Source organism: Pseudomonas sp. 34 E 7 (genome assembly GCF_900005715.1).
Lineage (GTDB): Bacteria > Pseudomonadota > Gammaproteobacteria > Pseudomonadales > Pseudomonadaceae > Aquipseudomonas > Aquipseudomonas orientalis_A.
In genome coordinates this window covers 93,132-105,489 of record NZ_CVTX01000168.1, presented here as the reverse complement: position 1 = coordinate 105,489, position 12,358 = coordinate 93,132, and the positions used below count along the sequence as shown (strand labels likewise).

General features: G+C 60.8%; 11 protein-coding genes. 10 read left to right on the top strand and 1 reads right to left on the bottom strand.

The window, feature by feature from the left end:
* Positions 1–596: 596 nt before the first annotated feature.
* The 8 genes from BFP96_RS22410 to BFP96_RS22375 all read left to right on the top strand — a co-directional run bounded on the left by BFP96_RS22410 (position 597) and on the right by BFP96_RS22375 (position 7,288).
* Positions 597–2,036, top strand: coding sequence for an aminotransferase-like domain-containing protein (locus BFP96_RS22410; protein ID WP_065895461.1), 1,440 nt, complete (start codon positions 597–599; stop codon positions 2,034–2,036).
* 94 nt (positions 2,037–2,130) lie between these two features.
* Complete coding sequence (locus BFP96_RS22405) at positions 2,131–2,622, top strand: translation initiation factor 2 (protein ID WP_065937042.1); 492 nt, start codon at positions 2,131–2,133, stop codon at positions 2,620–2,622.
* 160 nt (positions 2,623–2,782) lie between these two features.
* Positions 2,783–3,037, top strand: a complete 255-nt coding sequence (locus BFP96_RS22400; protein WP_065887801.1) for a YkgJ family cysteine cluster protein — start codon at positions 2,783–2,785, stop codon at positions 3,035–3,037.
* A gap of 41 nt (positions 3,038–3,078) precedes the next feature.
* Positions 3,079–3,684, top strand: a complete 606-nt coding sequence (locus tag BFP96_RS22395) for an START domain-containing protein (RefSeq protein WP_065932488.1) — start codon at positions 3,079–3,081, stop codon at positions 3,682–3,684.
* Between the two features lie 79 nt (positions 3,685–3,763).
* Positions 3,764–4,024, top strand: coding sequence for a hypothetical protein (locus BFP96_RS22390; protein WP_065887803.1), 261 nt, complete (start codon positions 3,764–3,766; stop codon positions 4,022–4,024).
* 217 nt (positions 4,025–4,241) lie between these two features.
* The gene (locus BFP96_RS22385; protein ID WP_057721151.1) at positions 4,242–4,583 is read left to right on the top strand and encodes a ribonuclease E inhibitor RraB; all 342 of its coding nucleotides are present in this window, start codon (positions 4,242–4,244) and stop codon (positions 4,581–4,583) included.
* 453 nt (positions 4,584–5,036) lie between these two features.
* Entirely contained in the window at positions 5,037–6,446 is a 1,410-nt protein-coding gene (locus tag BFP96_RS22380; protein WP_065937041.1) for a circularly permuted type 2 ATP-grasp protein, read from the top strand.
* A gap of 38 nt (positions 6,447–6,484) precedes the next feature.
* A complete protein-coding gene (locus tag BFP96_RS22375; protein WP_065937040.1) occupies positions 6,485–7,288 on the top strand; it encodes a transglutaminase family protein in 804 nt (267 codons plus the stop codon).
* A 187-nt stretch (positions 7,289–7,475) separates the two neighbouring features.
* Here BFP96_RS22375 and BFP96_RS22370 read toward each other — a convergent pair whose 3' ends face one another.
* Positions 7,476–8,282, bottom strand: a complete 807-nt coding sequence (locus BFP96_RS22370; RefSeq protein WP_065937047.1) for a c-type cytochrome — start codon at positions 8,280–8,282, stop codon at positions 7,476–7,478.
* Positions 8,283–8,929: 647 nt separating this feature from the next.
* Here BFP96_RS22370 and BFP96_RS22365 point away from each other — a divergent pair.
* A complete protein-coding gene (locus BFP96_RS22365; RefSeq protein WP_065937039.1) occupies positions 8,930–10,135 on the top strand; it encodes an acetyl-CoA C-acetyltransferase in 1,206 nt (401 codons plus the stop codon).
* 16 nt (positions 10,136–10,151) lie between these two features.
* Positions 10,152–12,299 (top strand): 3-hydroxyacyl-CoA dehydrogenase NAD-binding domain-containing protein, encoded by a 2,148-nt coding sequence (locus BFP96_RS22360; RefSeq protein WP_065937038.1) that lies wholly within the window; start codon positions 10,152–10,154, stop codon positions 12,297–12,299.
* Positions 12,300–12,358 lie beyond the last annotated feature (59 nt).

The window sequence follows — 12,358 nt, the reverse complement described above, 5'->3', positions numbered from 1 at the left end:
GCGAGGTGCCGAGTGGTGGGGCAAGAGCGTTTTGCTTACTTTTGCGCTTTTCAAAAGTGAGCCGCCGTCAGGGCGGAACCCTAAGTGGCCGTTACCGCAGAAACGGATATGTACCCGGTCCAATCCAACATCCTGGTCGGCCCATAGGCCGCCATCGGGGGCAAGCCCCCTCCCACATTTGGACCGAGATCGACACCAACATCCTGGTCGGCCCATAGGCCGCCATCGGGGGCAAGCCCCCTCCCACATTTGGACCGAGATCGACACCAACATCCTGGTCGGCCCATAGGCCGCCATCGGGGGCAAGCCCCCTCCCACATTTGGCCCGGGATCGACACCAACATCCTGGTCGGCCCAGAGGCCGCCATCGGGAGCTAGCTCCCTCGCCACATATCGGTGTCATATCAAAGCTGTGTAGATACCTATGCTCATCGGGGGCAAGCCCCTCCCACATTTCGTCAGGTGTACGCCCTTACAGTTTTTTCTGTCACTGCGGCCCGTGCTCGACTATTGTGGCAACTGTCCCCGTACACTTCTAAACTGTGCCGGTATGTTTCACACAAAAATAAAATACCCGTGAAATCGAGTGCTGCGTCATGACCAATCTGTTGCTCTACCAACGTATTGCCCAGCAATTGGCTGAGGACATCCGGCGGGGTGTCTATCAGCCGGGGGAGCGCGTGCCTTCGGTGCGCAAGATGAGCTCCCAGCTCAATGTGAGCCATGCCACGGTGCTGCAGGCCTATGCCAACCTGGAAGACCAGGGGCTGATCAGGGCGCGGCCGCAATCGGGTTATTACGTGCACCAGACACCGGCACTCACGGCGCCGACGCCGGATATCGCACGGGTTGAACGTCCGGGGTTGGTCACCCGCAGCAGCATCATCCAGCAAGTGTTGGTCGAGTCGCGCCGCGAAGGCGTATTCCCCCTGGGCGCGGCGGTGCCGAGTGTGGATTACCTGCCGGTCCGGGCGTTGCACCAGCAACTGGCCAAGGTCACCCGCTTCCAGAGCCCGCGCGCGTTCAGCTACATGTTCAGCCCGGGCTTTGAACCGCTGCGCCGCCAGGTGGCGATTCGCATGCGCGATGCCGGCGTGGTGGTGGACCCCTCCGAAGTGGTGATCACCCACGGCTGCGTCGACGCGTTGCAGATGTCCCTGCGCGTGCTGACGCGCCCCGGCGATCTGATCGCCGCCGAGTCACCGACCTATTACGGTTTGCTGCAACTGGCCGACCTGCTGGGCCTCAAGGTTATCGAGATCCCCAGTGACCCGGCCACCGGCATGAGCCTTGAGGCCCTGCAACTGGCCGCCAACCAGTGGTCCATCAAGGCGTTGGTGCTGACCACGCGCTTGAGCAATCCCCTGGGCGGGACCATGCCCGAAGAGCGGCAGAAACAGTTACTGCGCCTGGCCTCGGATTTCGATATCCAGATCGTCGAGGACGATATCTACGGCGAGCTGATGTTCGAACTGGGTCGCACCAAGGCCCTGAAAGCCTATGACCGTCTTGACCGGGTCATCTATTGCTCGAGTTTTTCCAAGACCTTGTCCCCCGGCGTGCGCATCGGCTGGATGATTGCCGGCAAGTACCAGCAGGAAATCCAGCGTCTGCAGATGTTCAGCACCCACTCGGCGTGCAGCGTCACACAGATGGGCGTTGCCGCTTACCTGGAGAATGGCGGTTACGACCGGCACCTGCGTTACATCCGCCAGGAATACCGCAAGAACCTCAGCGCTTTTCAACTGGCGGTGCAGCAGTATTTTCCGGAAGGCACACAGATGACCCGCCCGACCGGCGGCTTTATTTTGTGGGTCAGTTTGCCAGGAAGGGTCAATACCCAGGAACTGCACGTGCGCGCCCTGCAACAGGGCATCAGTATCGCACCGGGGCTGATCTTCAGTAATACGGAACAGTTCAACCACTGTATCCGGCTCAATTGCGGCACCCCGTGGAACCGCGAAGCAGAGCGTGCGCTGATGACCCTGGGAATGCTTGCCAGCCAGTTGTGCCAGGAGACGGCGGCGGGTATTTGAGGGGGGTAAAAGGGGACAGGATTGATCTCCATGCTTGTCATAATCCGCACAACAGGCGAGCATATGGCCTTCTGCCGTTAACGCTGTTGGCGATATGACCTCTATTTTTCGCGCTGTCTGGATAGTTGGCTTGTTAGGCCTGTGCAACGCTGGCACTGCGCTGGCGGCATCGCCGGCTACGCAATCCCAGCCCGCCGCAAGCGCCGGGCAGGACGCCGCCGGGCAAAAGCCGGCACCGGTCAAGAAAGCGCCGCAGACGAAGAAAAAAACCGCCAAGTCAAAAAAGCGCGCACCCGTGGCGAGCAAGTCCAAGTCCGCTCGCGAAGTCGCCCAGACCAAACTGCCACCGGCACAGTTGGACCTGTCTTTACCCTCGAACATGGTCAGGCTGTTGCAACCCATCGGCACCATGCCCAAGCCCAAGAGCGTGCCGTTGTTGCCGCCAATGTTCAGTGAAAAACCTTCCGACAACAGCGCATTCCAGATCAATGGCCGCTTGCTCAGCAACGAGATGAAGCTGCAATTGCGTAACGATGAGCGGCGTGATGTGGAAGGTGCTGCGCTGGATTTCGAATTCAAGCGATAAACGTTCGATCATCGGTGACCCACGGCCCTGACCATTTGTCGCAGACTGGTCAGTCATCTTTGTTTTGTGCGAAAAACCCCTGTTGGACCATTTTAAAACGGCTGTTTAAGGGCGTACTCTAGCCCGGCCATCCCATTGAGTCGTCGAGGACCTGCTGGTCATGAAATGCCGTGAAGGCTGTGGCGCTTGCTGCATCGCCCCCTCCATCAGTTCGCCGCTGCCGGGAATGCCCCAGGGCAAACCTGCGGGCGTTCGCTGCCTGCACTTGTCGATCGAACAACTCTGCCAGTTGTTCGGCCAACCGGAGCGGCCGGCGGTGTGCAGCGATTTCAAGGCAGATATCGACGTCTGCGGCAACGACCAGGCCGATGCGATCCGCTTGATCGGCTGGTGGGAACAGATGACGGCGGCTTGATGGGCTTTACTATCGGAACTTCAACAATAAGGAATACATCGATGGGTTCGCTGAAACGAATGGCTGTGGTCTGTGGTTTTACAATGATGTTCGCCGGTGCGGCCCAGGCCGAGGACTGGCAAGTGGCCAAGGACGAGGACGGGATCAAAGTGTCCCTGAGCGAAGTGGCCGGTTCCAAGTACAAGGCCTATCGCGGGGTGACCGTGATCAAGGCGCCAGTGGCGAAGATCGTTGCGCTGCAGGAGGACGTAGCGGGCGCCTGCAAGTGGATTCATGAGTGCAAATCGCAAAAGCTCGTCGACAAGAAAGGCGATGAGGCCTGGACCTACACCCAGTTCAAGGCGCCGTTCCCGGTGACGGACCGTGATTCGTACATCCATGTCACCACCACCCGGTCCGCTGACGGTACCGTCACCCGTAAACTGGAGGGTGTGCCGACCTACAAGCCTGAAGAGAAAGGCTATGTGCGGGTCGCCCAGGTGCAAGGTGCCTGGACACTGGTGCCCAAAGGCGCCAACGAGACCGAAGTGACCTACCAGGTGCACACCGAGCCGGGCGGCAGCGTGCCGTCGTGGCTGGCCAACAAGTTTGTGGTGGACGCACCGTTCAACACCTTGAAAGCCCTGAAGGAACGCGCCGAGAAGTAAGCGCGGCGAATCCTGTGCCTCCTGCCTTGAGTGGAACGTTTGGTGAGCCCTCAAGGTCCAGATAGATGTGAGCCCACACATGGGTTTTATCGAGGAGGCACCGATGCCGAAGTGGAACATTTCTTTCATCAATGACCGTGGTGAGCCGGTAGTCGAGCAATTTGACTGCGATCATGAGCCGACGCTGGAAGAGGCCGCACAGATGGTGCGCATACGCGTGTCGCCGGTATTGGAAAAGCTGGACCTCAACGATCTTGCCGATCGTGTTCCCGATCCTACGGTCAAGAGCTTGCACGACCAAAATGGTATCAAAGACCTCAGGGTCGAACCCGCCGCCTGAATATTCCCTGCATGCCATCTTTGCGCCTCTGGTGCAGGTGGTAGCTTCGCGCTACTCTGCAATCGAGATCAGCGAATCAATCGCTCAGGTCTGGTCTTGTCAGCTACATGCTTGTTTTCCTGCGGTGGTCATTGCCGTGGTACCCGCGCCAGTAGCGCGCGGGCTTCAGCTTCAGGAAGCACGGAAAGTCTATCCATCAGTCTGAGGAGGACGTTTCATGAGCACAGCCTATCAAGAAGACATCAGCACCAACGTTCTGCGCCGCATGAAAGAAGGCGGCTTCGACTTCTCACGCTTTCACCCCATCGAGTTCTACGCCATTTTTCCTGATGAAGAACGGGCGCGCAGGGCTGCGGGTCGATTTCGTGGAGAATCGCTGAACGCCCAGGTCAGCGCACGCGACGATGGTGCCTGGTACTTGGAGTTGAGCAAAATCATGTCTGCAACCTACGACGGTATAGGAGACTTCGAGCAGGACTTTGAGGCAGTGGTAGAGCCGCTTGGCGGGATCATCGAAGGCTGGGGCGTCAAGCAGGAGGTGCGTGGGTTACCCATGTAGCGTTTATGAGCAACACAGCACATCGGCTGACCTTTGGGTCGGCCGATTTTGTTTGAGCCGCCCGCCAATGTTCGCAACGCGCAGCGCGCTTTGTGTGCGCCCAAAAAAAAGCCACCCGAGTAGGGTGGCTGAAAGGGAAGATCGAGGAGCCGATCAGTACACGAGCTGACACGGTACTGGCTGTGCAAAGGGTTTAGCTGTAGGACATGTCCTTTTCAGCCGATGGAGATGATTATCCGCAGGTGCGGGCGGGCAGTGAAATCAACTCTGACTATGCTGGTGATAGTCAGAGGTCGCATCGCCATGAAGCGTGCGGCGAAACTCCGGTGATTACGCGCACCAGGACGGTGCAGTGAGAATCCCCGGGTTGTCCAGGTTTTTGATTTTCAAGTGTTTATGCCGCTGGCACGGGCCTTGCGAAGGTCCATGCGTCCGGGTGACAAGGAGTACGGCATGATCCGCACTTATTACGATGAAATGTACGATGGGGCAGGGCAGGTCCGGCCCCATTACCGCCAGTTTGCCCGTTGGTTGGCCGATACCCCAGCCGAACTGCTGGCCCAGCGTCGGCGCGAGGCCGATTTGCTGTTCCATCGTGCAGGGATCACCTTCACGCTTTATGGGGACGAGCAAGGGACCGAGCGCTTGATTCCCTTCGACACCATCCCCCGCAGCATCCCGGCGAGCGAATGGCGAATGGTCGAGCGCGGCTGTATCCAGCGGGTCAAGGCGCTGAACATGTTCCTCGCTGACCTGTATCACGAACAACGCATCATCAGGGCCGGGATCATTCCCGCCGAACAGGTGCTGGCCAACGAGCAATACCAATTGGCCATGCAGGGCCTGAACCTGCACCGTGATCTGTATTCCCACGTCTCCGGGGTCGACCTCGTTCGCGATGGCGACGGCACTTACTACGTGCTGGAAGACAACTTGCGTACGCCGAGCGGCGTCAGCTACATGCTTGAAGACCGCAAGATGATGATGCGCCTGTTCCCGGAGCTGTTCGCGGCCCAGCGTATTGCGCCGATTGATCATTACCCCAACCTGTTGCTCGACACCCTGAAAAGCGCCAGCCCCCTGGATAATCCCAGCGTGGTGGTGCTGACCCCGGGGCGCTTCAACAGTGCGTTTTTCGAGCATGCCTTCCTCGCCAGGGAAATGGGCGTGGAGTTGGTGGAGGGCGCCGATTTGTTCGTGCGCGATGACCGCGTATTCATGCGCACCACCGACGGCCCCAAGGCGGTGGACGTGATCTACCGCCGTCTCGACGACGCGTTTCTCGACCCCCTGGCCTTCAACCCGGCCTCGATGCTCGGCGTGCCGGGCCTGCTGGCCGCCTACCGTTCGGGCAATGTCGTGCTGGCCAATGCCATCGGCACCGGGGTGGCGGATGACAAGTCGGTCTACCCCTTCGTCACCGAGATGATCCGTTTTTACCTGGATGAAGAACCGATCCTGCAGAACGTTCCGACGTTTCAATGCCGTAAGCCCGACGAACTGTCCCACGTCCTGGCCCACTTGCCCGAGTTGGTGGTCAAGGAAACCCAGGGCTCCGGCGGCTACGGCATGCTGGTGGGCCCGGCGTCCACGGCGGCGGAAATCGAGGCGTTCCGCACACGCATCAAGGCCAAGCCCCACGCCTATATCGCCCAACCCACCCTGTGTTTGTCCACCTGCCCGACGTTTGTTGAAAACGGCATCGCCCCGCGGCATATCGACCTGCGCCCGTTCGTGCTGTCCGGCAAGGACACCCGCGTGGTGCCCGGTGGCCTGACCCGCGTAGCGCTGCGCGAAGGTTCGCTGGTGGTCAATTCGTCCCAGGGCGGCGGCACCAAAGACACCTGGGTGGTCGAGGATTGACCTGTGTTGATTAAAAACTGTTCCCCCCTGGAGGCGGCATGAGACTCTCCATCAGCCACGAAACCACTTACCGCTACGAAGACCAGGTGCGCGCCAGCATTCAGTATCTGCGCCTGACGCCCCACGAGAGCGAGCGCCAGCACGTGCTCAGCTGGCAGCTTGACCTGCCGCGCCCTGTGCGGGCGCAAGTGGACCCGTTCGGCAACATTTTGCATGTGCTGACGCTGGACGAACCTCACGACTCCATCATTATCGGCGCCCGTGGCCAGGTGGATATCGACGAGCTGCGCGAGGCTGAACATGAGAGCCAGTCGGCCTTTCCGTTCCTGCGCGGCACGCGCCTGACCGAACCCGACGAAGCCCTGCGCGGTTTTGCCCGGCAGCACTGCCACCAGCGGCGTGACCGCACGGCCCTGATCGACCTGATGCAGGCCTTGAACCAATCGATGCGCTACACGCCGGGCGCCACCCAGGTCGACACCTGCGCGGCGGAAGCCTTCGCCGGCCACGCGGGCGTCTGCCAGGACCATACCCATGCGTTCCTGGCCTGCGCGCGCAGCCTGGGCATTCCGGCGCGGTATGTATCAGGGTATTTGTACACCGAAGACACTACACACCTGGCCAGCCATGCCTGGGCCGAAGCCTGGCTGGACGACGCCTGGTACAGTTTTGATGTGACCAACCAGTTGGCCCGGCCGGAGCGGCACTTGAAGCTGGCCGTGGGCCTGGACTATCTGGATGCCTGCCCGGTGCGCGGCATGCGCCGTGGGGGCGGGCATGAGCAAATGCATGCCAAGGTGTTCGTGGCGCCGAGCCCGGTGATTGCCGTGCAACAGCAATAATCTGAAGACCAAATGCAGTTCGAAAATGTGGGAAGGGGATTGCCCTGATACCGTCTGTAGGAGCGAGCTTGCTCGCGAAAAACTCACAGGCACCGCGCTCATTCAGAAAGCACGCGTTATCGTTGACATTTTTCGCGAGCAAGCTCGCTCCTACAACGGGTATTAGGGCAATGCACCTACGCGAGCCTCAAGGCTGTTGCTTGCGCCCCGCCATATGCCGCAAGTACCCCACCAGCAGATCCAACTCGTTGTCCGGCAACACACTGACCGCAAACGCCGGCATCTTCGCCTGCGGCCAGTGCCTCAGGCTTTGTGGGTCGCGAATGTACCGCTTGAGGAAATCGCCGCTGAAATATTCAGTGGGGTTGTAGGGAATATTCAGATCCGGCCCCACCTGTGCATCACCGGCCCCATTAAGGCGATGGCAGGCCAGGCAGTTCTTCTGAAACAGCGCAAAGCCTTGATTGACCGGGTCATCCGCCGGCAACGTCGGGTCGGGTAACAAGGCGGGGAAGCGCTCGGCGACCGTCTGTAATTGCTTGATCCTGGAGATCTGGAAGGGCCACTGCTCCGGGCTGACATGCCCTGCCTGCGGGTCGGTCCACACCAGATAGAACGGCCCGGCGCTCGGTTTGCCTGGCGTCAGGGCGGGCCAGGGATGGGCCGGGTCTTCCACCGCCAGCCAGGCGCGCGCGCCGGTTTTTTCCAGCAGCGGCGCGGCGGCGAGTTCAGCGGCAAAACCGTCAAGGGCGACCGCTTGCAGATGGCTCGCAGGGTTCAGGCCCTTCAGGAGAACCGCCAAAGGCACTGCGCGATAGGTCATGGTGCGCTTGTAGGAAACATCATCGACAACCTGCACCGTCTGCGCGTCGGGGTGCTTGAGCAGGTCCGTGGTCTGCCAGGTCTTGCTGGCATGGTCCAGTTCAATGGTCAATTGCGCGGCCCAGGCGGGCAGGGCCAGCAGCAGGGCAACGAAGGCGAGGATCGATTTCAAGGGATAGCCCGGGTTCGCAGTGGCGGAAAACGCACGATAGCGCAAATCCGCACGCAAAAAGACAGCCCCCGCAACGGGACCGCTATTCGCAATGTCCCGGCAGGTGCTGCCAAAAGCTGCAGTGCCGATGCTGTGGGTGCGCGCAACAGGTCGCTCGCGTCGTCACCCGATAACCTTGGTTAAGTTGGGCAAGATCAGAATCAGTGTGGTGGCGAACAGAATAAGTCCCGCCTGACGTACTTTCGAATGTTTGAACATGGCTGACTGCCTTTTGTTGTTATTCCTGAGCGTCAAATGCGTGCCTGTTACTCAAGTATCGCGATCTGGCGTGACATTTTTCTTACAGCGGCTCCAGCAAAACCCGGCAGCAGCTTCTTACAGATTCAACCTTAGAGCCCTCGTTCTTCGGCGCTTAGATCCATTTCATATCAACTCATCACGTTTTCTGCTTAAAACGGCATGAGGCCTAGTGCCATCTTGGCGCCAACCCCAAGGCTAGACAGCTAAAACGATTAACCCGGGGTTTCTCATAGCTGCCTACCGTTCGTCCGAGCGAGGGGGTCAAAAGCAATGAGCGCATCCGTCATTGAAACCGTGTCAATCGGGCCTAAGGTAAGGGCATACGCCCACTGTGGTTCGAGGACATCATGACCCAAGCTCTGATCTTTGATGCGATACGCACGCCCCGTGGCAGGGGCAAGGCCGACGGTGCCCTGCACAGCGTCAAGCCGGTAAACCTTGTCGCCGGTTTGCTCACCGCGCTGGCGCAGCGTTGCGACCTCGACACCCGCCAGGTGGATGACATCGTCCTCGGGTGCGTCACCCCGGTGGGCGATCAGGGCGCCGATATCGCCAAGACCGCCGCGCTGGTCGCGGACTGGGACGTCAGCGTCGCCGGCGTGCAGATCAACCGCTTCTGCGCCTCGGGCCTGGAGGCGGTAAACCTGGGGGCAATGAAAGTACGCTCCGGATTTGAAGACCTGGTGGTGGTCGGCGGCGTCGAATCCATGTCCCGCGTGCCGATGGGCAGCGACGGTGGCGCCTGGGTACTCGACCCGCAAACCAACCTGCACAGCCACTTCACGCCTCAGGGCATTGGTGCCGACCTGATCGCTACCCTGGAAGGCTTCACCCGCCAGGACGTGGACACCTTTGCCCTACAGTCGCAGCAGAAAGCCGCCAGGGCGCGGGCAGACGGTTCCTTCAACAAGTCGCTGATCGCGGTGCAGGACCAGAACGGCATCGTGCTGCTGGACCATGACGAATTCATTCGCGGCGACTCAACCCTCGAGGGCCTGGGCAAGCTCAAGCCCAGCTTCGAAATGATCGGCCAGATGGGCTTCGACGCTACCGCGCTGCGGGTCTACAGCCATGTGGAACGCATCGACCATGTGCACACGCCGGGCAACAGCTCCGGCATCGTGGATGGCGCCGCGCTGATGTTGCTCGGCTCCGAGGCCAAGGGCCGCGAACTGGGCCTGCAACCACGGGCGCGCATTGTCGCCACTGCCGTCACCAGCACCGACCCGACCATCATGCTCACCGGCCCTGCACCGGCCACCCGCAAGGCGCTGGCCAAGGCCGGCCTGCGCGTTGAGGAGATCGACCTGTTCGAGGTCAACGAAGCGTTTGCGTCGGTCGTGCTCAAATTCATCAAGGACATGGGCATCGACGCCGCCCGCGTCAATGTCAATGGCGGCTCGATCGCCATGGGCCACCCCTTGGGCGCCACCGGCTGCGCGATCCTCGGCACCTTGCTCGACGAGCTGGAGGTACGTCGGCAGCGCTACGGCCTGGCCACCCTGTGTGTCGGCGGTGGCATGGGTATCGCCACCATCATCGAACGCCTCTGAGCCCAAGGACACTGTCATGACCGACGCCATTCGTTACGAAAAAGGCCAGGACCAGATCGTGGTGCTGACCCTCGACATGCCCGGCCAAAGCGCCAACACCATGAACGCGGCCTACCGTGAGGCAATGGCGGCCACCATTGCGCGCCTGGAGGCGGAAAAGGACACCCTGGCCGGGGTGATCATCACCTCGGCCAAGAAAACCTTTTTTGCCGGTGGCGACCTCAATGAGCTGATCCAGGTCGACAAAGCCCACGCCAAGGCGTTCTACGCCGACGTAGGCGTGTTGAAGGCCCAACTGCGCAGCCTGGAAACCCTCGGCAAGCCGGTGGTGGCCGCGATCAACGGCGCGGCGCTTGGCGGTGGCTGGGAGATTTGCCTGGCCTGTCATCACCGCATCGCGCTGGACGACACGTCCGTGCACCTCGGCTTGCCGGAAGTCACCCTGGGCCTGTTGCCGGGTGGCGGCGGGGTGGTGCGCATGGTGCGTTTGCTGGGCCTGGAAAAAGCCCTGCCGTATCTGCTGGAAGGCCAGAAAGTGCGGCCGGCGCAGGCACTGCAGGCGGGCCTGATCGATGATGTGGCGGCAGATCGCGACGAGCTGCTGGCCAAGTCGCGCGCCTGGATCCTGGCGAATCCGCAGGCCAGGCAGCCGTGGGACAACAAGGGCTACCAGATTCCCGGGGGCACCCCGTCGAACCCGAAAGTCGCGCAGATGCTCGCCATTGCGCCGTCGATTCTGCGCAGCAAGACCCAGGGCTGTTTCCCGGCACCGGAGAAAATCCTCTGCGCCGCCGTGGAAGGCGCACAGGTGGATTTCGACACCGCGCACCTGATCGAAACCCGCTATTTCACCGAGCTGGTGACCGGTCAGGTGGCGAAAAACATGATCGGCACGTTCTGGTTCCAGCTCAATGAAATCAACGCCGGCCGCTCGCGACCACAAGGTTTTGCGCGCTATGTGACGCGCAAGGTCGGCGTGCTCGGCGCCGGCATGATGGGGGCGGGCATTGCTTACGTCAGTGCCTGTGCGGGCGTTGACGTGGTGCTCAAGGACATCAGCCTGGCCACTGCCGAGAAGGGCAAGGCCCATTCGGCGGCGTTGCTGGACAAGAAAGTCAGCCGTGGGCAACTGACCGCCGAGCAGCGGGAAACCATCCTGGCGCGGATTCACCCTGCACAGGATGACGCTGACCTGGCCGGCTGTGATTGGGTGATCGAAGCGGTGTTCGAAGACCGCGAACTCAAGGCCAGGGTATCGGCCGCCGCACAACGCGTGGTCGGTGCAGACGCGGTGATCGCCTCCAACACCTCGACATTGCCCATCAGCGGCCTGGCGAGCGCAGTGCCCGACCCTGGCAAATTCATCGGCCTGCATTTCTTCAGCCCGGTGGACAAGATGGCCCTGGTGGAAATCATCAAGGGCGCTCACACGAGTGACGAAACCCTGGCTCGGGGGTTCGACTTCGTACTGCAAATCAAGAAAACCCCGATTGTGGTCAACGACAGCCGCGGCTTCTTCACCTCGAGAGTATTCGGCACATTCACCAACGAAGGCATCGCCATGCTCGGCGAAGGCGTGGCCGCGCCGATGATCGAGACCGAAGCGCGCAAAGCTGGTATGCCGGTAGGGCCGCTGGCGGTGTCTGATGAAGTGTCCCTCAGCCTCATGAGCCATATCCGACAGCAAACCGCCAAGGACCTGCAAGCGCAGGGCAAGGCAGCGCCGACCCATCCGGCGACGGCGGTGATCGATCTGCTGGTCAACGACCACAAGCGCACGGGCAAAGCCGCAGGTGGCGGTTTCTATGACTATCCGGCAGGCGCCCGGAAGCGTCTTTGGCCCGAACTCAAGACGCGGTTCGAACAGCCCGATAAACAGATTTCGCCCCAGGACGTGCGCGATCGCTTGTTGTTTATCCAGGCCATCGAAACCGTGCGCTGTGTGGAGGAGGGCGTGTTGATGTCCACCGCCGACGCCAATATCGGTTCGATCTTCGGCATCGGCTTTGCGGCCTGGAGTGGCGGCGCGCTGCAGTTTATCAACCAGTACGGCCTGGACGACTTTATCGCCCGGGCGCGCTATCTGGCCGAGCAGTACGGGGAGCGTTTCGCGCCACCGGCGTTGTTGCTGGAGAAAGCGGCACAAGGCGCAACCTTTTGCTGATCAACCAGGGGCTTGCTTTGCAGATACCTTTCAAGGCACGCTCTGGGGTGTTCAATATT